This window comes from Streptomyces sp. cg35 (assembly GCF_050410835.1).
GTDB lineage: Bacteria > Actinomycetota > Actinomycetes > Streptomycetales > Streptomycetaceae > Streptomyces.
On record NZ_CP191268.1, the window covers coordinates 3,353,993 to 3,375,878 of the forward strand.

Here is a 21,886-nt window from a genome sequence, read left to right on the forward strand (position 1 = left end):
CGGGCTCAGCTCAGGACGGCGAGCGCGTCGATCTCGATGAGCAGGCCCTTGGGGAGACCGACGTAGACGGTCGTGCGGGCGGAGGCCGGGGCCTTCAGGCCCTGCTCCTCGAAGTACTCGTTGTAGATCTTGTTCATCTCGGCGAAGTGGTCCACGTCCGTGAGGTAGACGCGCATCATCATGACGTCGTCCCAGGTGGCGCCGCCCTCTTCGAGGATCGCCTTGACGTTGGCGAAGGTCTGGAGGGTCTGCTCGCGCAGGGTCGGGCCGGCCGGGGTGGGGGCCTTGCCCTCCTCGGCGGGCAGGAAGCCGACCTGGCCGGCGACCTGGAGGATGTTGCCCTTCTTGACGCCGTGCGAGAACTTCGCGGGCGGGGTGGTGTGCGTGGCGGGGGTGAGGGCGATCTTCTCGGTCATGATGAACTTGCTTCCTTGTGAGGGGTGTTGCCGGGTCCGGTGCCTGAGTAGTCCCGGCTGATGGCTTCCGCCGTGCGGCGCACCAGCGGGAGCAGGGTGAGGAGTTCCTCGGCGGTGACGACGACGTTCGGTGCGGAGACCGACATGGCGGCGACGACGCGTCCGTCCGCGCCGCGGATCGGCGCCCCGACGCAGTTGATGGACTCCTCGTGGCCACCGAGGTCGGTGGCCCAGCCCTGTTCGCCCACCTTCTCCAGTTCCCGCAGGAAGGCGGGGGCGTTGGGGGTCGAACGGGACGTGTACATGGGGTAGTCGAGCCGGTCCGCGAGGGCGCGGCGCTCGGCCGGGGACAGGTCGGCGAGCAGCAGTTTGGCGACGGCGGCCACGGTGATGGCGACCGGCTTGCCGATGCGCGAGTACATGCGCACCGGGTAGCGGCTCTCGACCTTGTCGATGTAGAGGACCTCGTGCTCCTCGTAGACGGCGAGGTGGACCGTGTGGCCGCACTTCTCGTTGAGTTCGACGAGGTGGGGGTGGGCGATCTCGCGGACGTCGAGGTTCTCGACGGCTTCCTGGGCGAGCGCGAAGAGGCGGGCGCCGAGCCGGTAGCGCTGGTCGGACTGGCGGTGGACCAGGCCGTGTTCGTGCAGGGTGCGCAGCAGGCGCAGTGCCGTGGACTTGTGCACGCCGAGCCGGTCGGCGACCTGGCCCAGGTCGGCGGGTCCCTCGGCGAGCAGCGGCAGGATGCTGAGCGCGCGGTCGACGGTCTGGCTCATGGCGTGCGTACCTCCTCGGCGGCCCTCTCGTCGGCGGCATCGGTGACGGTCCACCCGGGGCCGAGGTGCAGTGTCTCCCACGCGGCGGTGTCCAGGGCGACCAGCCGGTCCGCGTGGGCGCGGCTCGGCGGCGCGGCGAGGTCGCCGGGGACGGTGAGCGCGGCGGCGGCCCACAGGTGGCCGTGGCGCAGCCGGGCGGCGGCGGGCAGGCCGCGCAGGGTGGCGGAGAGGAACCCGGCGGCGAAGGCGTCGCCCGCGCCGACGGCGGCGACGACGTCGACGCGCGGGGCGGGTTCGAAGTGGCGGCCGCCGTCGCGGTCGTAGGCGATCGCGCCGTCGGCGCCCCGCTTGACCACGAGCAGGTCGGGCTCGGGCAGCGCGGCGCGGACGGCGTCGGGCCCGCCGGTGACGCCGAACGCGTCCTCGGCCTCGTCCTCGCCGACGAAGACGAGGTCGGCGCGGCGGGCGAGGTCGAGCAGCACGCGGGCGTCCGCCGGGTCGGCCCACAGGCCGGGGCGGTGGTTGACGTCGAAGGAGAGGAGCGGGCCGCCGGGCGTGCCGGGCCGCTCCAGGAGCGCGCCGAGCAGCCCGAGGCAGTCGGCGGACAGGGCGGCGGTGATGCCGGACAGGTGCAGGACGCGGCCGGCGCGCAGCACGCCGAGGTCCATGTTCGCGGCGGACATGGCGGAGGCGGCGGACCCGGCGCGGTAGTAGGCGACCTCGTGGGCGTCGGTGGCCCGGTCGCCCGCGGTGCGGAAGTAGATGCCGGTGGGGCGGGCGGGGTCGCGGCGGACGCCCGAGACGTCGACGCCGTACGCGCCGATGGCCTCGACCAGGTGGTCGCCGAAGCCGTCGGCGCCGACCCGGGAGACCCAGCGGGCGTGGTGTCCGCCGGCGGCGAGCACGCAGGCCAGGTTGGACTCGGCGCCGCCGATGCCGCGCTCGAAGGACGGCACGTCGGCGAGGCGCCCGGGTACGGAGGGAACGAACGTGACCATGGACTCGCCGAGCGCGACGACGTCGGGTGCGCTGTGCGGGGCTGCGGGTCCGGTGACGGTCACGGGGGTCGGTCTCCTCACGGCTGGGGGCCAACGGCTCCGTTGACCCGGCGTTGGCTCGGATGTTAGACAGCAGTAAGCGACATACGCAATGACCGTTGCACATATTGCAACTGTCTGCCTGGAGGAGGCGCCGTGACCGCCCAGAACGCCGACACCGCCGTCGAGCGCCGGAAGGAACGCCTGAAGGGGCTCGCCGACGAGCGGGTGGACTTCCGGTTCAAGGGTCTGCCGCCCCAGGCCGACGGCCTGACGGTCGCCGAACTGTCGGAGCGCCGCCTGAACCTCTTCACGGACGGCTTCACCACCCCGGTCCTCGCCCTCTCGGCGGAGCGCCTGGAGCACAACCTCGCGCTGATGGAGACCTACGCCACCCGGCACGGGCTCGCGTTCGCGCCGCACGGCAAGACGTCGATGGCCCCGCAGCTCTTCCAGCGGCAGATCGAGCACGGCGCGTGGGGCATCACCCTCGCCGTGCCCCACCAGGTGCGCGTGGCACGGGAGTTCGGGATCGAGCGGATCTTCCTGGCCAACGAACTGGTCGACGCGGCGGCGCTGCGCTGGCTCGCGTCCGAGCTGGACCGGGACGCCTCCTTCCGCTTCGCCTGCTACGTCGACTCGGTCCGCGGCGTGGAGCTGATGGACGCCGCCCTGCGTGCGGCCGGCGCCGCCCGCCCCGTCGACGTCGTGGTGGAGCTGGGCGCGGGCGAGGGCGCGCGCACGGGTGTGCGGACGGAGACGGAGTGCGCGGCGGTCGCGGACGCGGTGGCCGCCGCGCCGACCCTGCGGCTCGCGGGTGTCGCGGGGTACGAGGGCGAGGTCCCGCAGGCCGACGGCGACCGGGTCCGCGCCTGGCTGCGCCGCCTGGTCACGCTCGCCGTGGACTTCGACAAGGCCGGGCGGTTCGCCGGGCTCGACGAGATCGTGGTGAGCGCGGGCGGCAGCGCCTGGTTCGACGCGGTGGCGGACGTCTTCGCGGAGATCCCCGAACTGAGCTCGCCCGTACTGAAGTTGCTCCGCTCCGGCGCGTACGTCTCGCACGACGACGGTCACTACCGGCACCTGACGCCGTTCAACCGGGTCCCGGAGGAGGGCGCGCTGCACCCCGCGTTCCGGCTGTGGGCGCAGGTGGTGTCGCGTCCGGCGCCGGAGCAGGCGTTCACGAACGCGGGCAAGCGGGATGCCGCCTACGACCTGGACCTGCCCGAGGTCCAGGTCGTACGGGACGCCCGTACGGGGGCGGTCCGGGACGCGGACGGGATCGCGGTGACGGGCCTGTCGGACCAGCACGGCTGGGTACGGACCGAGGCCGGGGCCGCGCTGGAGGTGGGCGACTGGGTCGGGATGGGGCTGTCGCATCCCTGCACGTCGTTCGACAAGTGGCAGTTGATTCCGGTGGTGGAGGCGGACGGCACGGTCGTGGACTACGTCCGCACGTTCTTCTAGGCGCCGTAGCTCCGCGGGGCGATGGCCTGTCCGGGGGTTGTGCGTGGCTGGTCGCGCAGTTCCCCGCGCCCCTGAAGCATGCGCCGCGCGCAGCTTCCCCGAGGGAGATGCCGCCCGGAGGGCGGGCATCTCAGGGGCGCGGGGAACTGCGCGACCAGCCCCCACGCACCCGCACCCGCCCCGTCACAGAAACCACCCCGAACAGGAGAGCCTTCCGTGGACCTGGTCATCAAGAACACCCGAGTGATCGACGGCACCGGCGGCGCCTCCTACCGCGCCGACGTGGCGGTCACGGACGGCCGCATCACGCAGATCCACCGGGACGGGGACGCCGGGCCCCGCCCGACAGGGGCCAGGACCGTCGAGGCCGACGGCCTCGCCCTCTCCCCCGGTTTCATCGACATGCACGCCCACAGCGACCTCGCCGTACTCCGCGACCCGGACCACAGCGCGAAGGCCGCCCAGGGCGTCACCCTCGAGGTCCTCGGCCAGGACGGCCTCTCGTACGCCCCCGTCGACGACCGCACCCTCGCCGAGGTCCGCCGGGCCATCACCGGCTGGAACGGCGACGGCTCCGACATCGACTTCAGCTGGCGCACGGTCGGCGAGTACCTGGACCGCCTCGACCAGGGCATCGCCGTGAACGCCGCCTACCTCATCCCCCAGGGCACGGTCCGCATGTACGCGGTCGGCTGGGACGACCGCGACGCCACCCCCGCCGAGCTCGACCACATGAAGCGCCTCGTCGCGGAGGGCATGGAGCAGGGCGCCGTCGGCATGTCGTCGGGCCTGACCTACACGCCCGGCATGTACGCCAAGGACGCCGAACTCACCGAGCTGTGCCGGGTGGTGGCCGCGTACGACGGCTACTACTGCCCCCACCACCGCAGTTACGGGGCCGGCGCGCTGGACGCGTACCGGGAGATGGTCGACCTCACCCGGACCGCTGACTGCGCCCTGCACCTGGCGCACGCGACGATGAACTTCGGCGTGAACAAGGGCAAGGGCGTCGACCTGCTCGCGCTCCTCGACGACGCGATCGCGGGCGGCGCCGACATCAGCCTGGACACGTACCCGTACACCCCGGGCGCGACCACTCTCGTGGCGATGCTGCCCAGTTGGGCCAACGAGGGCGGCCCGGACGCGACCCTGGCCCGGCTGAAGGACGAGGAGACCGCCGAGCGGATCCGCCACCACGTCGAGGAGATCGGCTCCGACGGCTGTCACGGCGTGCCCATGGAGTGGGACACGATCGAGATCTCCGGTGTCTCCGACCCGGGCCTGGCCTCCTGCGTCGGCAAGACCGTCGCGCAGGCCGCCGCCGAGCGCGGCGAGGCCCCCTGGATCACGGCCCGCCGGCTGCTCATCGCCGACAACCTCGGCTCGACGATCCTCCAGCACGTCGGCCACGAGGACAACGTCCGGGCGATCATGCAGCACCCGGTGCACACCGGCGGCAGCGACGGCATCCTGCAGGGCTTCAAGCCGCACCCGCGCGCCTACGGCACGTTCCCGCACTACCTCGGCCACTACGCCCGGGACCTCGGCGTCATGTCGCTGGAGGAGACCGTCGCGCACCTCACGTCCCGCCCGGCCGCCCGGCTGCGCCTGCCCGACCGCGGTCTGGTCCGTGAGGGCTACCGCGCCGACCTGGTCCTGTTCGACCCGGAGACGGTGGCGGCGGGCTCGTCGTTCGAGGCGCCGCGGACGCTGCCCGTGGGCATCCCGCACGTCCTGGTCGACGGCCGCTTCGTGATCGAGGACGGCCGGCGCACGGACGTGCTCGCGGGCCGGTCCGTACGCCGCCGGGCCTGAACCGCTCGCTCAGCGCACCCCGCGCGGCCGGAACTGGACGCTGATCCGGGGTCCGGTCGCGCGGGTCGACTTGGGGATCGCGTGCTCCCAGGTCCGCTGGCAGGAGCCGCCCATCACGATGAGGTCGCCGTGTCCGAGCGACCGGCGCACGGCCGGGCCGCCGCCGACCGGGCGCAGCAGCAGATCGCGGGGCGCCCCGACGGAGACGATGGCGACCATGGTGTCCTCGCGGGCCCCGCGCCCGATCCGGTCCCCGTGCCAGGCGACGCTGTCCCGGCCGTCCCGGTAGAAGCACAGCCCGGCCGTGGTGAAGGGCTCGCGCAGCTCATCGGCGTAGTGCGCGCAGAGGGCGTCGCGCGCCGTGTCGAGAGCGGGGTGCGGCAGGCGCTCCCCCTCGCCGTAGAACTTGAGCAGTCGCGGCACGTCCACGACGCGCTCGTACATCTGCCGCCGCTCCGCCTTCCACGGGACGTCCGCGGCGAGGTGCTCGAACAGCGTGTCGGCCCCGCGCAACCAGCCGGGCAGGACGTCGATCCAGGCTCCGGCCCCCAACTCGGTGCGCGCCATCCCGGCGAGGGTGCCGGGCGCGGTCTCCTCGGCCTGGTCGAACAGCGATCCCTGAAGCATGGCGCCAGCCTACCGAAGGAATAGAACAAACGCTCGAAGAAAGCGCGCTCGCGGGCCTGCGCCCAGTCGGGCGCCGCACACGGTGGGCGTCTGCACATGGCCCGGCCCACCAGCCGCAATCGATGCTGAACACCCACAGCCGGCGCCCCACCCGGCTGCCACGAGAACGGCGGCGCCCGGGCGGCTTCCACTGGAGCACACCCCTGCCCCGCGCCCGCTCACCGGCGGGAAGGACCAGGAGGCTTCGATGTTCACTCACTCCGACGCGGTGCACGCCACCGCGACCCGGAAGGCGATGCGGCGGCTGCTGCCGCTCCTCGGGATCGCGTACTTCATGTCGTACGTCGACCGGACGAACATCGCGCTGGCCAAGACGCAGCTCGAGGCCGACATCGGCATCGGCGCCGCCGCGTACGGGCTCGGCGCGGGCGTCTTCTTCCTCAGCTACGCGCTCCTGGAAGTGCCGAGCAACATGGTGCTCCACCGCGTGGGCGCGCGGGCCTGGATCGCCCGCATCGCCGTGAGCTGGGGCCTGGTCTCGGCGGCCATGATGTTCGTCCAGGGCGAGCTCTCCTTCTACGTGCTGCGCTTCGTGCTCGGCGCCGCCGAGGCGGGGCTGTACCCGGCCCTGATGTACACGGTCACGCTCTGGTTCGCCCAGCGGCACCGGGTGACCGTCGTCGGGCTCGTCTACACGGCGCCCGCGGCCGCGGTCGTCCTCGGCGCGCCGGCCGGCGGCGGGCTCATGCGCCTCGACGGGCTGGCCGGACTCCAGGGCTGGCAGTGGATGTTCCTGTGCGAGGGGCTGCTGACCGTCGCCATCGGGGTGCTCGTCTGGTCCGCCCTGCCCAGCCGCCCGGAGGACGCCCGGTGGCTGTCGGCCGACGAGGCCACCGCCCTGTCCGAGCGTGCCGCCGCCGAGGCCCACCCGTCTCCGGAGCGGCTGCGCGGCCATCTCGCCCTGGCCTTCGGCCGCCCCGTCGTCCTGGTGCTCGCCGGCACCTACTTCCTGAACCAGCTCGTCTCCTCCGCGGTCGGCTTCAACCTGCCGTCGATCGTCGAGGGGCTCGGCGTCACGGACCCCTTCCTCATCGGACTCGTCACCGGCAGCACCGGCCTGGCCGTCCTCGGCGGCGTCCTGTTCTTCCCCTGGCTGCACGGGCGGACCGGCGACGACACGGGCCTGATCGTGCTGTGCGCCGCGGCGGGGACCCTCTGCATGGGCGGGTACCTGGCCGTCACGGGCGCGGCCGCGCAGTTCGCGGTGCTGTTCCTCGCCAACTTCTTCCTGATGGGGACGCTCCCGCTGTTCTGGTCGGTCGCGATGTCCCGCATGTCGGGCCTCATGGCCGCCGTCGGGCTGGCGTTCATCAACATGATCGGCCTCATGGGCGGCTTCTTCGGCCCGGTCCTCTTCGGTGTCATCGAGGACCGCGCGGGCAGCGCACGGGCGCCGTTCGTCTTCGTCGTCGCCGCGGGACTCCTCGGGACGGCGCTGGCCGTCGCCCTGCGCCGGACCGTCCGCCGCACGGACCCGGGCGCCCCCGCCGCGGTCCCCGCGGTCGCCGACTGAGCCCGGCCCGGCCGCTCGTGTCCGGATGCCCGACGGGCGGGGCCCGCTCCTGGTCAGGGGCCCGCGTCCCTTCCACCGAATCGATGCGGGTGCCTATCCTGCCGCCATGGAGGAGGAGCTGATGTTGCGCCGCGAGCTGGCCACGACGCTGCTCGACGACATCGACCGGCTCATCGACGACCTCGTCGCCGACATCTGCGCCCACAGCGCGAGCTACGCCAGCGGCCGGCCGGTCTCGATCGAGGACCTGCACGTCACCTGCCGCGGCAACATCGAACTGGCCCTGCACGAGTTCGGCGGGCTGCCGTCGTCCGGCGCCCGCGGCTTCGAGACGGTGGCCGCCGAGAACGGGCGGCTCCGCGCCGAGCAGGGCATGCCGCTCTCCACGGTGCTGAAGGCCTACCGCCGCGGCGGGCGCGTGTTCTGGCAGGCCATGGCGGACTGGATGCGTGACCGGTCGCCCGCCCAGCAGCGCATGGTGGGCGACATGGCGGGCGCGGTCTGGGAGACCATCGACCGCTTCTCGTCCGCGATGGCGGACGCCTACCGCCTCACGACGCTGGAGCTGGAGCACCGGGAGGCCTCCCGCCGCGGCGCCCTCTTCGAGGCACTGCTCGACGGGCGGGCCGGTGACCCGGCCGTGGCCGCCGCCGCGGCCGAGGCGCTCGGCGTCCCGCAGCTCGGCCACTACGTGGTGGTCGTCGCCGCCCAGGATCCGGCGGCGCCGCCCGACCCGGCGCCCGCGCTGGAGGCGGCCGGCCTGTGGTCGTTCTGGCGGCCCCGCGCGCAGAGCGTGGCCGGCCTGGTGCGGCTGGGCTCCGCCGACCCGTGGCTGCTGACCGAGACGCTGCGCGGGCAGGTCGGCTGCACGGCCGGGATCTCGCCGCCGTTCGACGAACTGGCCCTCGCCGACCGGGGACTGCGGCTCGCGAAGCGCGCCCTGGCCACGCTCGCGCCGGGCAGCGGCGAGGTCGCCGAGCTCGACGAGCGGCTGGTGCACGCCGTGTTCGGCGCGGAACCGGAGATCGCGGACCGGACGGTGCTGCGCTATCTCGACGGCGTGCTGCGCAGCGGCGCCGAGCGCCCGGAACTCCTGGAGACGCTGCGGGTGTGGCTCGACACCGGCTGCTCCGCCTCGCGCACCGCCACGCAGCTCTTCTGCCATCGCAACACGGTGCTCAACCGCATCGGCCGGGTGGCCGAGCTGACCGGCTGGCCCGCGGAGTCGGGCGAGGCCCGGCTCGGCTGGGCGCTGGCGCTGCGGGTGCTGGACCTGGCCCGCTGACCCCGGGCGTGACGGCCGTTGCCCAGGGTCCGGGCGCCGACACTGGGCGGTTGCCCATGGTCCGCGGCCGTGGGGGTGCCGGAAGCTGAGGCAGCCGTCCACCACCCGTACACAGCGCAGGGGAGCCGCCATGCAGCTGAGCGTCGCCACCGTCCTGAAGGACTCCGCCGCCCGCCGTCCCGACCGGATCGCGGTGGTCGACGACGGTGTCCGCATCAGCTACCGCACACTGTGGGACGAGGCCCTGCGGTTCGCCGCCGAGCTGCGGGCCCGCGGCGTGCGGCCGGGCGACCGGGTGGCGCTGCTGCTGCCGAACTCCGCCGACTTCCCGCGCGCGTACTACGCCGTCCTGGCGGCCGGCGGCACGGTCGTCCCGGTGCACGCCCTGATGGTCGCCGACGAGGTGGCGTACGTGCTGCGGCACAGCGGCTGCCGCGCCGTCGTCAGCGGTGGCGCCCTGCGCCCGGTGGCCGAGGAGGCCGCGGCGAGGACCGGCATCGAGGTGCTGCAGGTGACCACCGGGCGGGAGCCGCTCGCGGCGGCCGAGCCGCGCCGGCCCGACGACACCGCCGTGATCCTCTACACCAGCGGCACCACGGGACGGCCCAAGGGCGCCCTGCTCACCCACCTCAACCTGGTGATGAACGCGGCCGTCTGCGCCCAGGACCTGTTCGGCCTCACCCCCGACGACGTGGTGCTCGGCTGTCTGCCGCTCTTCCACAGCTTCGGCCAGTCCTGCGCGATGAACGCCGCGCTGCGGGCCGGGGCCACGCTCGTGCTGTCCGGACGCTTCACCGGGCCCGGCGCGCTCGACCTGCTGATCGAGGAGGGCGTGACGGTCTTCATGGGGGTGCCCACGATGTACCACGCGCTCGTCGAGGCCGCGGCCCGCGACGGGCGCCCCGCCGCCGCGCTGCGCATGGCCGTGTCCGGCGGGGCGGCCCTGCCCGGCGCGCTCCTCGAACGCTTCGAGGCCGTCTTCGACACCGTCGTCCTGGAGGGGTACGGGCTCACCGAGACCGCGCCGGCCGCGACCTTCAACCAGCTCGGCACCGGCCGCCGCCCCGGCACGGTCGGCCACCCGATCTGGGGCGTCGAGGCGGGCATCGCGGACCCGGGCACCGAGCGCCGCGTCGTGCTGCTCGACGACGGCGAGGTCGGCGAGGTCGTGCTGCGCGGGCACAACGTCTTCGCGGGCTACCTCGACGACCCGGAGGCCACCGCCGCGGCCGTCGTCGACGGCTGGTTCCGCACCGGTGACCTGGGGGTGCGGGACGCGGACGGGTTCCTGAGCATCGTCGACCGCAAGAAGGACCTCATCATCCGCGGCGGCTTCAACGTCTACCCGCGCGAGGTCGAGGAGGTCCTCGCCCGGCACCCGTCGGTCGCGCAGGTCTCCGTCGTGGGCCTGCCCGACGAGGAGCGGGGCGAGGAGATCTGCGCCGCCGTCGTGCTGCTCCCGGGGGCTACGGACGCGCCGCAGGAGATCGTCGCGTGGGCGCGCGAGCGGCTCGGGAAGCACAAGTACCCGCGGGTCGTCCGGCTGCTTCCCGAGCTGCCGCTCGGCCCGAGCGGGAAGATCCTCAAGCGAGAGCTCCAGGAGGTGTGCGCATGACCGTCGTCACGACCGGGCACGGCCGGCTCAGCGGCACGGAGGAGGACGGCATCACCGTCTTCCGCGGCATTCCGTACGCGGCCGCGCCCGTCGGCCCGCTCCGGTTCCGGCCTCCGGAGCCGCCCGCCGCCTGGGACGGGGTGCTGGACGCCACCGCCTTCGGCCCTACCGCGCCGAAGACCCCCTACCCCGCGCCCCTGGACGAGCTGCTCCCCGACCCGGACGTCCCCGGCGACGCCTGCCTCAACCTCAACGTGTGGACGCCGGACCCCGGCGGCGGGCCGCTGCCCGTCATGGTGTGGATCCACGGCGGTTCCCTGCGCAACGGCTCCTCGGCCGTGCCGACCTACGACGGCCGCGCCTTCGCCCGGGACGGCGTCGTCCTCGTCTCGGTCAACTACCGCCTGGGCATCGAGGGGTTCGGGGTGTTCCCCGACGCCCCGGCCAACCTGGGCCTGCGCGACCAGATCGCCGCGCTCGGCTGGGTCCGGGACAACATCCGCGCCTTCGGCGGCGATCCCGGGAACGTCACCGTCTTCGGCGAGTCCGCCGGTGCCATCAGCATCGCCGCGCTGCTCACGAGCCCGCATGCGAAGGGCCTGTTCCGGCGGGCCGTGCTCCAGAGCGGCGCGCCCGCCGCGGTCGCCCCGGACACCGCCCGGCCCACGACGACCGCCATCGCCGAGCGCCTCGGCGTCGCCGCCACCGCCGAGGCGCTGGCCCGGGTCGGCCGGGCCGAACTGCTGGCCGCGCAGACCGCGGTCACCCACGGCGGCAACCCGCTCACCGGCACGACGGGCTTCCACCTCGTCGTCGACGGCGACGTGCTGCCCCGCGACCCGGCCGCCGCGCTCGCGGACGGCGCCGCCGACGGCATCGACCTGCTGATGGGCAGCACCACCGACGAGTACCGGCTGTGGTTCGTGCCCAGCGGGCTCGTCGACCGGATCAACGCCGTGGCGCTGCGGCTGGTCCTGCTGAAGCAGCGCGCGCCGTGGCGGGCCGCCCGGGTCTACCGCGCCGCCCGGCCCGGCGCGTCGCCGGGCGAGGTCCTCGGCGCCATCGCCACCGACAAGCTGCTGCGGATCCCGCTGAACCGGCTCGCCGACGCGCGCGCAGGGCGCCCCGGCCGCACCTTCCTCTACGAGTTCGCCTGGCCGTCCCCGGTGCTCGGGCTCGGCGCCTGCCACGCCCTGGAGCTCGGCTTCGTCTTCGACACCCTCGACTCCGCGGACACCCGCGCCCTCACGGGCCCGGACGCCCCGCGGGAACTGGCCCGCGCCATGCACGCCGCCTGGGTGGCCTTCGCCGCCGCCGGGGACCCCGGATGGGCGCCGTGGAGCACCGAGCGACCGGTCATGACGTTCGGCGCCGCGGACGGCTCGGCGGTGGTGCGGGCGCCCCGTGAGCGGGAGCGCCGCCTGTGGGAGTGACCCCCGCGAGACCGGCCCGTCCGTCAGCCACACCTCTGTGCCACTGGCACCCCGACAGTACGACGCGCTGTCGCGGAGCACCGACGTCGTCGGCATCACGATCGGCGGCAACGACGTGAGCATGGTCGGCGTCGCCGTCGGCTGCGTGAACCTGCTGCCGGAGCCGCCCCGACGCCGCGGGCTCGCGGGCCGTCGGTACGGCCCTGGCCGCCGCCGTCCACGCCGCGGGACGAGGCTGACCGGGCCCGTCGCATCGCGCCGGGGGCCGCCGAGTGGCCCATCTCACCCGCGCCGCCGGGCCGCGCTTCGAAGCCGCGGCCCGGCGCGCACCCCGCATTTTGGAGGCAACCGGCAGCCGGTGCCCCGCGCATCCCAGACCGGCACCGGCCGCGACGCCCATCGGCTCGCAAACAGCGCGCGCCGCCCCGAAACACGGCCGTAAAGTGCGACCATGCAGCTCATCCAGTCGACCAAGCTCGCCAACGTCTGCTACGAGATCCGGGGCCCGGTTCTCGAGGAGGCGATGCGGCTGGAAGCGGCAGGCCATCGCATCCTGAAGCTGAACACGGGGAACCCGGCGGCGTTCGGCTTCGAGTGTCCTCCGGAGATCCTCGAGGACATGCTCCGCAACCTCGGCGACGCGCACGGCTACGGCGACGCCAAGGGCCTTCTCGCCGCCCGCCGCGCGGTGATGATGCACTACCAGACGCTCGGCGTGGAGACCGACGTCGAGCACGTCTTCATCGGCAACGGCGTATCCGAGCTGATCGTGATGGCGATGCAGGGGCTGCTCGACGACGGCGACGAGGTCCTCGTCCCGGCGCCCGACTACCCGCTGTGGACGGCGGCCGTCTCGCTCTCCGGCGGCACGGCGGTGCACTACCGCTGCGACGAGCAGTCGGACTGGATGCCCGACCTCGCGGACGTGGAGCGGAAGGTCACCGACCGCACCAAGGCCATCGTCATCATCAACCCGAACAACCCCACCGGCGCCGTGTACAGCGACGAGATGCTGCGCGGCCTCACCGACATCGCGCGCCGCCACAACCTCCTCGTCTGCTCCGACGAGATCTACGACAAGATCCTCTACGACGACGCGACGCACACCCCGACCGCGGCCATCGCCCCGGACCTGCTCACCCTCACCTTCAACGGCATGTCGAAGGCGTACCGGGTGGCCGGCTACCGCGTCGGCTGGATGGCGATCTCCGGTCCGCGCGCGCACGCGGAGTCGTACATCGAGGGCCTGACGATCCTGGCGAACATGCGCCTGTGCGCGAACATGCCGGGCCAGCACGGCGTCGTCGCGGCGCTCAGCGGACGCCAGACGATCAACGACCTGGTGCTGCCCGGCGGCCGCCTCAAGGAGCAGCGGGACGTGGCGCACGACCTGCTGACGCAGATCCCGGGCGTGACGTGCGTGAAGCCCAAGGGCGCCCTGTATCTCTTCCCGCGCCTGGACCCCAAGGTCTACAAGGTCAAGGACGACCGGCAGATGGTGCTCGACCTGCTGCGGGCCGAGAAGATCATGGTCGTCCAGGGCACCGGCTTCAACTGGCCGGAGCCGGACCACTTCCGTGTCGTGACCCTGCCCTCGACCCGCCAGCTGACGGAGGCGGTCACCCGGATCGGGAACTTCCTGGACGGCTACAGCCAGCCGTGACACGGCCCGCGGCTAACTTTGGACAAGTTCTACCTTAGACAGCTTCTAAGGTACGATGGAGACCAAGCCACGCACCCCTTGCTGCCTGGAGGCCTCCATGTACGAGCCGATCCGCTCCAAGTCGGTCCACACGATGGCGGCCGACCACGTCGATTTCCCGCACCGCTCCCGCGAGGAGGAGCTGGACATCCAGCTCGCCGGACACCTGTCCGCGCTGCTCGCGGTGACCGACGAGCTCCGGCTGGCCGGCGGGGACCCGGAGCTCGACGCGGCCGCGGCGGATCTCGCCGCACAGGTCACCCGGCTGCGCGGGGGTCACCCGCCGGTCCGCTCGGCCGTCGCCGCCGCGATCCACGAGCCGCACACCGCCGCGCTGCACCAGCGCGCGCATGCGCTCGCCGGGCGGGCGCTGGTCGTCGCGGCGTCCCGGGCGGACACGTCGGCGGCGATCCTCGCCGCCCAGCGCATGGAGTTCCACGCGGCCTCCAGTGAGCTGATCGCCGCGTAAGGGCGCGACAGAGCCCCCGCACTCCGTTGTGCGGGGGCTTTGTCAGGTCCGGCGGCTAGCCGAGGCGCTGCACCAGCTTGCGGTACTCGTCCCACAGCTCCTTCGGCGTGTGATCGCCGAAGGTGTTGAGGTGCTCGGGCACCAGTGCGGCCTCCTCCCGCCAGACCTCCTTGTCGACGGTGAGCAGGAAGTCCAGATCCGCGTCGGCCATCGCGAGGCCGTCCGTGTCCAGGGACTCCTTGGTCGGAAGAATGCCGATCGGGGTCTCGACACCCTCCGCCCGGCCGTCGAGGCGGTCGACGATCCACTTGAGGACGCGCGCGTTCTCACCGAACCCGGGCCACACGAAGCGCCCGTTCGCGTCCTTGCGGAACCAGTTGACGTAGTAGATCTTCGGGAGCCTGGCCTGGTCCTTGTCGGCCCCGACCTTCACCCAGTGGGCCATGTAGTCGCCCATGTTGTAGCCGCAGAACGGCAGCATCGCGAACGGGTCGCGGCGCAGCTCGCCGACCTTGCCCTCGGCCGCGGCGGTCTTCTCGGAGGCCACGTTCGCGCCGAGGAAGACGCCGTGGTTCCAGTCGAAGGACTCGGTGACCAGCGGCACCGCGGACGCGCGGCGGCCGCCGAACAGGATCGCCGAGATCGGCACGCCCCGCGGGTCCTCCCACTCGGGCGCGATGATCGGGCACTGCGCCGCCGGAGTGGTGAAGCGGGCGTTGGGGTGCGCGGCCGGAACGCCCGACTCCGGGGTCCAGTCGTTGCCCTTCCAGTCCGTGAGGTGGGCCGGAGTCTCCTCCGTCATGCCCTCCCACCAGATGTCGTTGTCGTCGGTCAGCGCGACGTTCGTGAAGACGGAGTTGCCCCACAGCGTCTTCATGGCGTTGGCGTTGGTGTGCTCGCCGGTGCCGGGCGCGACGCCGAAGAAACCGGCCTCGGGGTTGATCGCGTAGAGCTGCCCGTCCTCGCCGAACCGCATCCAGGCGATGTCGTCGCCGATCGTCTCGACGGTCCAGCCGGAGATCGTGGGCTCCAGCATGGCGAGGTTGGTCTTGCCGCAGGCCGACGGGAACGCGGCGGCGACGTACTTCGACTCGCCCTGCGGCGGCGTCAGCTTGAGGATCAGCATGTGCTCGGCGAGCCAGCCCTCGTCGCGCGCCATGACCGAGGCGATGCGCAGGGCGTAGCACTTCTTGCCCAGCAGGGCGTTGCCGCCGTAGCCGGAGCCGTACGACCAGATCTCGCGGGTCTCCGGGAAGTGCGAGATGTACTTCGTGGAGTTGCACGGCCACGCGACGTCCGCCTGGTCCGGCTCCAGCGGAGCGCCCAGCGTGTGGACGGCCTTGACGAAGAAGCCGTCGGAGCCGAGCTCGTCGAGGACCGGCTGGCCCATCCGGGTCATCGTGCGCATGGAGACGGCGACATAGGCCGAATCGGTGATCTCGACGCCGATCGCGGACAGCGGGGAGCCGAGCGGGCCCATGCAGAACGGGACGACGTACATCGTCCGGCCCCGCATCGAACCGCGGAAGATGCCCCCGTTCCCCTCGTTGCCCCGGAAGATCTCCCGCATCTCGGCGGGGGCCTTCCAGTGGTTGGTGGGGCCGGCGTCGGCCTCGTCCTCGGAGCAGATGAACGTACGGTCCTCGACCCGCGCGACATCGGTCGGGTCGGAGGCCGCGTAGTACGAGTTCGGGCGCTTGATGGGGTCGAGCTTCCTGAACGTTCCCTTGACGACGAGCTCCTCGGCGAGCCGCTCGTACTCGGCCTCGGAGCCGTCGCACCAGACCACGCTGTCCGGCTGCGTCAGTTCGGCGATCTCGTTGACCCACGAGATCAGTTCCTGGTGGGTGGTCGGGAGGGTGTCCTGAGCTGCGTTCCGGGAGGGGGGAGCCGCGATGTCGCGCGCCACGATCGCTCCTAAATGAGGGTGTTGAGTTGGTATGCCCCGTGGGGGCTGCGACCCGGACGCTGCGCCTCCCGTCCACTGAAAGTCAGTGAGCGCTCATCCGGTGCCGACCGCACTCATTTGATCATCCGACCGTTTCGCCCATCTGTCCAGGGGGCCTCACACCTGAGCGACGTGAGCATCACCACTCGGTTTCGAGGGCTAGGGATCAGGGCTTCGGGTTAACCCCCGGTGAGAACTGACGCTCTCCATATCTGCCACCTACGGTCGCGTAGGTACGATGCCGGGCATGAGCGTCGCCGCGGAGCAGCCCGAAGTCCCCATCGCAGAGCCTTCCTTGTTGAAGCCGAGACTCCGCGGATGGCTGCACGCGGGCATGTTCCCGGCCGTGCTGATCGCCGGCCTCTTCCTCACGGCGCTGGCCGACTCGACGCGCGGCCGCATCGCCTGCGGCATCTACATCCTCACGGCCTGCCTGCTGTTCGGCGTGAGCGCGCTCTACCACCGGGGCAACTGGGGGCCGCGCGCGGACGGCATCCTGCGCCGGCTCGACCACGCGAACATCTTCCTGATCATCGCGGGCACCTACACGCCGCTGACCATGCTGCTGCTGCCCGGCGCCAAGGGCGACGCCCTGATGTGGGGCATCTGGGCGGCGGCCGGCGCGGGCATCGCCTTCCGCGTCTTCTGGGTCGGCGCCCCGCGCTGGCTCTACACCCCCTGCTACATCGCGATGGGCTGGGCGGCGGTCTTCTTCCTGCCCGACTTCATGCGGACCGGCGGCATCGCGGTACTCGTCCTGGTCGTCGTGGGCGGGCTGCTCTACAGCGCGGGCGGTGTCATCTACGGCATCAAGCGCCCGAACCCCTCGCCGCGCTGGTTCGGCTTCCACGAGGTGTTCCACTCCCTCACCCTGGCGGCGTTCGTCGTGCACTACGTCGGCATCTCGCTGGTGGCCTACCAGCACGCCTGACGCTCCCCCTCCCCCTCATGGCCGCGGCTCCCGAGCCGCGGCCATTTTTGCGTTCCCGAGAGAGACTCACGATTGACAGACGCTCGAAAATAAGAGTTACTCTCATTTCATGGCCACTGTCATTGAACAAGTGGAGTCGCGCCCGGACCCCCGGCGCTGGTGGGCCCTCGGGGCCCTGGTCGCGAGCATGCTCGTGCTCGGTTTCGACCTGACGATCCTGAACGTGGCGCTGCCGACGATCGCCGAGGAGCTGGGCGCCACCACCGGCCAGCAGCAGTGGATGGCGGACGCGTACGTCGTGGTCTTCGCGGCGCTGATGCTCCCGGCCGGACTGCTCGGCGACCGCTTCGGACGGCGCCGGATCCTGGTCGCCGGGCTCGGCATCTTCCTCGTGGCGTCCGTCGTGGGCGCCCTCGCCTCCGACGTGACCTGGGTGATCGCGGCCCGCGCCCTGATGGGCGTCGGCGGCGCGTTCGTGATGCCGCTCGCCTTCTCCGTGCTGCCCTCGCTGTTCCCGCGCGAGGAGCAGACCAAGGCCATCGGCATGATCTCGGCGGCGTCCGCGATCGGCATGCCGCTCGGGCCGGTCCTCGGCGGCTGGCTGCTGGGCCACTTCTGGTGGGGCTCGGTCTTCGTGATCAACGTGCCGATGGTCGCGATCGGCATCACCGCCTGCCTGTTCCTGCTGCCCGAGACCCGCGACCCGGCCGCCCCCGAGGTCGACATCGTCTCGACCGTGCTCACCGCGCTCGGCCTCGGCACCCTGATCTACGCGATCATCGAGGGCCCCGGAAAGGGCTGGACCGACCCGGTCGTCCTCGGTGGCTTCGCGGCCGCCGTCGTCCTGCTCGGCACGCTCGTCCTGCGCGAACGCCGCAGCCCGCGCCCGATGCTCGACCTCACGCTCCTCACCCACCGCGGCTTCCTCACCAACACGGTCGCGGCGACGCTCGGCATGTTCGTGTTCTCGGGCCTGCTGTTCGTGCTGCCGCAGTACCTGCAGGCCGTCCTCGGCACCGACTCGCTCGGCACCGGACTGCGGATGCTCCCGCTGATGGCCGGGATGCTGGCCGCCGCCAGGTTCGCGCAGCCGCTCGTCGCCCGGTTCGGGGCGCGGTCGGTGATCTGCGTCGCCCTGGTCGTCCTCGCGTTCGCCGGGTTCCTCGGGGCGCGCACCACCGTCGACTCCGGGTACGGGTTCACGGCCCTGTGGCTGACCGTCGCCGGGGCCGGCTTCGCCTTCGCCATGATCCCGGCGATGGGCGGCGCCCTCGCCACCCTGCCCAAGGACCAGGCCGGCCGCGGCTCCGGACTCCTGAGCACGGTGCGGCAGACCGGCAGCGCCCTCGGTGTCGCCCTGCTCGGCGCCCTCATCGCCGGTGCGTACACCGCCCGGCTGAGCACGACCGGGCTGCCCGGCGCCGCGGCCGACACCGCGAGCGACTCGGTGATCGGCGCCCACGTCGTCGCGGCCCGGCTCGGCGACCGGGACCTCGCGGCCTCCGCCGACGCCGCGTACGTCCACGGCATGAACCTCGCCCTGGTCGTCATCGGCATCACGGCGCTGGCCGCCGCGGTCCTCACGGCCGCCCTCATGCCCGGCCCCACGGACCCCGCGCCGCGGGCCGCGTCCGACACGGAGGTGGCCCCCGTCAGCACGGATGCCTGAGAATGAGGGCCATGGCCGCCTCAGCACAGACCTCGGAACCCAAGCTCGGGCTCCGCGAACGCAAGAAGCTCAAGACCCGCCTGGCGATCCGCGAGGCGACCTACCGTCTGATCCTGGAGCAGGGGTACGACGCGACGACCGTCGAGCAGATCGCCGAGGCCGCCGAGGTGTCGCCCTCCACCGTCTTCCGGTACTTCCCGACCAAGGAGGACATCGTCCTCACGGACGAGTTCGACCCGATCCTGGAGCGCGAACTGCGGGCCCGGCCCGCGGACGAGCCCATCGTGGAGTCACTGCGGCACGTCATCGACCGCAGCCTGCAGCTCGCGCTGCACAGCGAGCCGCCCGAGGTGGCCCGGCTGCGCACCCGCCTGCAGGCCGAGGTGCCCGCGGTGCGCTCGCGGATGATGGAGTCGATGTCGGTCACCGGCCAGATGATGTGCCGCGTCCTGGCCGAGCGCACCGGCCGCGACGCGGGCGACCTGGAGGTCAGGGTCTACGCGATGGCCCTGGTCGGCGCCCTGATGGAGGCCACGATGTACTGGGCCGAGCACGACCACGAGAGCGATCTGCGCGACCTCACGCTGCGCGCCCTGGACACCGTGCAGCACGGGCTGTAGCTCACGCGGGTCCCAGATCGCTGAACCCGGTCGGTTTCAGCGAGTGGAAGCTCCAGGTGGAGCCCTTCTCACCGCCCTTGACCCGGATGTCCTCGGTGCCGGACGCGGCCGACGACCAGTGGATGCGGAAGGTGTGGGCGGCGGCGCACCGGTTCCGGTAGTAGACGGTCGTGGTCAGGACGCCGCCGTCCTTCCAGGACCAGGTGAAGCACCCGGTGGTGCCGCGGTGGACGGTGTCGGCGGCGGGGAGCGCGGTCAGTAAGGCGCCGGTCAGCGCCGCCGCGACGAGAGCACGGTTCATGTCGTACGTATGTCAGCAGGCGGGACACCCAAAACCCGGGCGCCCCGCCTGCCGCTCCTGTTCCTTCTGCCGGCCCGGCCGGTCCGAGACCGCGGACGGGGACGCGCTACTGCTGCGTCTGCGTCAGGATCACGCCCAGCCGGTCGACATCCGTCACCGGCGCATCGCACACGAAATGACGGCAGACGTACGCGGTTTCCTGCCCGTCGACCCGCGGCCGGTCCGCGAGCAGCGGAAGTTCGCCGCTGCCCTCGGGTCCCGCGGCGACGACGGCGCCGGGCGCGATGCCGGTGAGCGCGGCGTGGTGCATCCGGCCGCCCACCTCCCCCACGACGGCGATCTCGCGCGGCCCGTCGAGCAGCGCCTCGGCGACCGCGAGCCCGTTGCCGATGAACCGCGGCGCCCGCGGGCCGAGCGCCCTGACCACGCCCAACGCCTTTTCTGCGGCGGCCCGGTGGGGTTCGGAGCCGGTGTGCGCGGCGTACGAGAGCAGAGCCCCGGCGGCGGCGGTCCAGCCGGAGGGCGTCGCGTTGTCGGTGGGGTCCTGCGGCCGCCGGATCAACTGCTCGGCGTCGACGGCCGTGTCGTACAGGGCACCGCTCTCACGGTCCACGAAGCGGTCGAGGACGTGGTCGAGCAGGAACCCGGCGAACTCCAGCCACACCCCCTCCCCGGTCACCGACGCGAGCGCGAGGAACCCCTCGGCGACATCCGCGTAGTCCTCCAACACCCCGCTGTTCTGGCCGGCTCGACCGTCCTTGCTGGTGCGCGAGAGCCGGGCCAGCGGGTCCATGTGCAGCCGCACGAGCAGGTCCCCCGCGCACACGGCGGCGTCCACCAGGTCCTGTCGCCCGAAGTACGCGCCGGTCTCGGCGAGGGCGGCGACCGCGAGCCCGTTCCAGGCGGCGACGACCTTGTCGTCCCGGCCGGGCGCGGGCCGCTCCGCGCGCGCGGCCAGCAGCCGCTGCCGGATACCGGCGATCTGCTCACCGTCGAACACCGCTTCGTCCTGCGGCAGTTGGAGAACCGAGGCGCCCTCCTCGAAGGTCCCCTCCTGCGTGACGCCGAAGTAGCGGGCGGCGACCGCGCCGTCCTCGGCGCCGAGCACCTCGGTCAACTGCTGCGGCGTCCAGACGTAGTAGGCGCCCTCGACGTGCTCGCCGCTCGCCGGATCCTCGCTGTCGGCGTCCAGCGCGGAGGCGAACCCGCCCTCGTTCGTGCGCAGTTCACCCACCATGAAGTCGGCGGTCTCCAGAGCGATACGCCGGGCGAGCTCCGAGCCCGTCGAGCGCCACAGGTGGGCGTAGGCCCGGCACAGCAGCGCATTGTCGTAGAGCATCTTCTCGAAGTGCGGCACGGTGAACTCGCGGTCCACGGAGTACCGCGCGAACCCGCCGCCCAGCTGGTCGTAGATCCCGCCGCGCGCCATCCGCTCGCAGGTGTCGACGGCCATCTGCAGCGCGCCCTCGGCACCGGTCCTCGCGTGGTGGCGCAGCAGGAACTCGACGACCATGGACGGCGGGAACTTGGGCGCGCCGCCGAACCCGCCGTACGTCGTGTCGTACTCCCGCGTCAGCCCGAGCAGCGCCTGCGCCAGCTCGCCCTCGCCGGGCACCTGCGCGTCCCCGTAGGGCAGTTCACGCCCCGCGAGATCGGCGGTGATCTTCGCGGCGACCTCACTGACCTCGCCGCGCCGGTCCGTCCACGCGTCCCGCACGCCCTGAAGGACCTGGGTGAAGGACGGCATGCCGTGGCGGGGCTCCGGCGGGAAGTACGTACCGAAGTAGAAGGGCTCGGCGTCCGGGGTGAGGAACACGGTCATGGGCCAGCCGCCCTGGCCGGTGGCGGCCTGGACGGCCTCCATGTAGACGGCGTCGACGTCGGGGCGCTCCTCGCGGTCGACCTTGACACTGACGAAGTGCTCGTTGATGACCGCGGCGGTGGCGTCGTCCTCGAAGGACTCGTGCGCCATCACATGACACCAGTGGCAGCTGGAATACCCGACGCTGAGCAGCACCGGCACCCCCCGCCGCCGCGCCTCGTCAAAGGCCTCGGCCGACCAGGGCCACCAGTCCACCGGGTTGTCGGCGTGCTGGAGGAGGTAGGGGGACGTCTCTTGGGCCAGTCGGTTCGGCATGCCCCCATCCTCGCCCATCGTGGTCACCGTCCTGTCTTTGATCGCAGGGACCCTCGCGCCTTCAC

18 protein-coding genes are annotated in these 21,886 nt (G+C 72.5%); 11 read left to right on the forward strand and 7 right to left on the reverse strand.

The window, feature by feature from the left end; translation table 11 throughout:
* Positions 1 to 5: 5 nt before the first annotated feature.
* Genes ACQUQD_RS15280 through ACQUQD_RS15290 form a run of 3 tightly spaced genes read right to left on the reverse strand, consistent with a single transcriptional unit; the run spans position 6 to position 2,253 of the window.
* Positions 6 to 416: a RidA family protein gene (locus ACQUQD_RS15280; protein WP_428952623.1), complete on the reverse strand. Its 411-nt coding sequence runs from the start codon at positions 414 to 416 to the stop codon at positions 6 to 8.
* On the reverse strand, positions 413 to 1,192 hold the full coding sequence (locus ACQUQD_RS15285; RefSeq protein ID WP_428952624.1) for an IclR family transcriptional regulator: 780 nt from the start codon (positions 1,190 to 1,192) through the stop codon (positions 413 to 415). The genes ACQUQD_RS15280 and ACQUQD_RS15285 overlap by 4 nt, the downstream gene beginning before the upstream one ends.
* Positions 1,189 to 2,253 (reverse strand): sugar kinase, encoded by a 1,065-nt coding sequence (locus tag ACQUQD_RS15290; protein WP_428952625.1) that lies wholly within the window; start codon positions 2,251 to 2,253, stop codon positions 1,189 to 1,191. The genes ACQUQD_RS15285 and ACQUQD_RS15290 overlap by 4 nt, the downstream gene beginning before the upstream one ends.
* Before the next feature lie 180 nt (positions 2,254 to 2,433).
* On the opposite strand from ACQUQD_RS15290, the gene ACQUQD_RS15295 reads away from it, so the two are divergent.
* The gene (locus ACQUQD_RS15295) at positions 2,434 to 3,696 is read left to right on the forward strand and encodes an amino acid deaminase (protein WP_428957563.1); all 1,263 of its coding nucleotides are present in this window, start codon (positions 2,434 to 2,436) and stop codon (positions 3,694 to 3,696) included.
* A gap of 216 nt (positions 3,697 to 3,912) precedes the next feature.
* Positions 3,913 to 5,511: an N-acyl-D-amino-acid deacylase family protein gene (locus ACQUQD_RS15300; protein WP_428952626.1), complete on the forward strand. Its 1,599-nt coding sequence runs from the start codon at positions 3,913 to 3,915 to the stop codon at positions 5,509 to 5,511.
* A 9-nt stretch (positions 5,512 to 5,520) separates the two neighbouring features.
* On the opposite strand, the gene ACQUQD_RS15305 is transcribed toward ACQUQD_RS15300, so the two are convergent.
* Complete coding sequence (locus ACQUQD_RS15305; RefSeq protein ID WP_428952627.1) at positions 5,521 to 6,138, reverse strand: alpha-ketoglutarate-dependent dioxygenase AlkB; 618 nt, start codon at positions 6,136 to 6,138, stop codon at positions 5,521 to 5,523.
* A 247-nt stretch (positions 6,139 to 6,385) separates the two neighbouring features.
* On the opposite strand from ACQUQD_RS15305, the gene ACQUQD_RS15310 reads away from it, so the two are divergent.
* The 6 genes from ACQUQD_RS15310 (at position 6,386) to ACQUQD_RS15335 (ending at position 14,215) form a co-directional block, all read left to right on the forward strand.
* Entirely contained in the window at positions 6,386 to 7,711 is a 1,326-nt protein-coding gene (locus ACQUQD_RS15310; protein ID WP_428952628.1) for an MFS transporter, read from the forward strand.
* 106 nt (positions 7,712 to 7,817) lie between these two features.
* Positions 7,818 to 8,996 carry a PucR family transcriptional regulator gene (locus ACQUQD_RS15315; RefSeq protein WP_428952629.1) on the forward strand — a complete coding sequence of 393 codons (1,179 nt, stop codon included), beginning with the start codon at positions 7,818 to 7,820 and terminating at the stop codon, positions 8,994 to 8,996.
* A gap of 130 nt (positions 8,997 to 9,126) precedes the next feature.
* Entirely contained in the window at positions 9,127 to 10,611 is a 1,485-nt protein-coding gene (locus ACQUQD_RS15320; protein ID WP_428952630.1) for a long-chain-fatty-acid--CoA ligase, read from the forward strand.
* Positions 10,608 to 12,044: a carboxylesterase/lipase family protein gene (locus tag ACQUQD_RS15325; protein WP_428952631.1), complete on the forward strand. Its 1,437-nt coding sequence runs from the start codon at positions 10,608 to 10,610 to the stop codon at positions 12,042 to 12,044. Before ACQUQD_RS15320 ends, ACQUQD_RS15325 begins: the two co-directional genes overlap by 4 nt.
* 451 nt (positions 12,045 to 12,495) lie before the next feature.
* Complete coding sequence (locus ACQUQD_RS15330) at positions 12,496 to 13,707, forward strand: pyridoxal phosphate-dependent aminotransferase (RefSeq protein WP_428952632.1); 1,212 nt, start codon at positions 12,496 to 12,498, stop codon at positions 13,705 to 13,707.
* A gap of 97 nt (positions 13,708 to 13,804) precedes the next feature.
* The gene (locus tag ACQUQD_RS15335) at positions 13,805 to 14,215 is read left to right on the forward strand and encodes a hypothetical protein (RefSeq protein ID WP_428957564.1); all 411 of its coding nucleotides are present in this window, start codon (positions 13,805 to 13,807) and stop codon (positions 14,213 to 14,215) included.
* Positions 14,216 to 14,270: 55 nt separating this feature from the next.
* Here ACQUQD_RS15335 and ACQUQD_RS15340 read toward each other — a convergent pair whose 3' ends face one another.
* Entirely contained in the window at positions 14,271 to 16,124 is a 1,854-nt protein-coding gene (locus ACQUQD_RS15340; RefSeq protein WP_428952633.1) for a phosphoenolpyruvate carboxykinase (GTP), read from the reverse strand.
* Between the two features lie 286 nt (positions 16,125 to 16,410).
* Between ACQUQD_RS15340 and trhA the strand changes: the two genes are divergently transcribed.
* The 3 genes from trhA to ACQUQD_RS15355 all read left to right on the forward strand — a co-directional run bounded on the left by trhA (position 16,411) and on the right by ACQUQD_RS15355 (position 19,383).
* Entirely contained in the window at positions 16,411 to 17,094 is a 684-nt protein-coding gene (gene trhA, locus ACQUQD_RS15345; RefSeq protein ID WP_428952634.1) for a PAQR family membrane homeostasis protein TrhA, read from the forward strand.
* A 109-nt stretch (positions 17,095 to 17,203) separates the two neighbouring features.
* The gene (locus ACQUQD_RS15350; protein ID WP_428952635.1) at positions 17,204 to 18,763 is read left to right on the forward strand and encodes an MFS transporter; all 1,560 of its coding nucleotides are present in this window, start codon (positions 17,204 to 17,206) and stop codon (positions 18,761 to 18,763) included.
* An 11-nt stretch (positions 18,764 to 18,774) separates the two neighbouring features.
* Positions 18,775 to 19,383 (forward strand): TetR/AcrR family transcriptional regulator, encoded by a 609-nt coding sequence (locus ACQUQD_RS15355; RefSeq protein ID WP_428952636.1) that lies wholly within the window; start codon positions 18,775 to 18,777, stop codon positions 19,381 to 19,383.
* A 1-nt stretch (position 19,384) separates the two neighbouring features.
* On the opposite strand, the gene ACQUQD_RS15360 is transcribed toward ACQUQD_RS15355, so the two are convergent.
* Positions 19,385 to 19,684 carry a hypothetical protein gene (locus ACQUQD_RS15360; RefSeq protein ID WP_428952637.1) on the reverse strand — a complete coding sequence of 100 codons (300 nt, stop codon included), beginning with the start codon at positions 19,682 to 19,684 and terminating at the stop codon, positions 19,385 to 19,387.
* Between the two features lie 106 nt (positions 19,685 to 19,790).
* Entirely contained in the window at positions 19,791 to 21,821 is a 2,031-nt protein-coding gene (locus ACQUQD_RS15365) for a thioredoxin domain-containing protein (RefSeq protein WP_428952638.1), read from the reverse strand.
* Between the last annotated feature and the right edge of the window lie 65 nt (positions 21,822 to 21,886).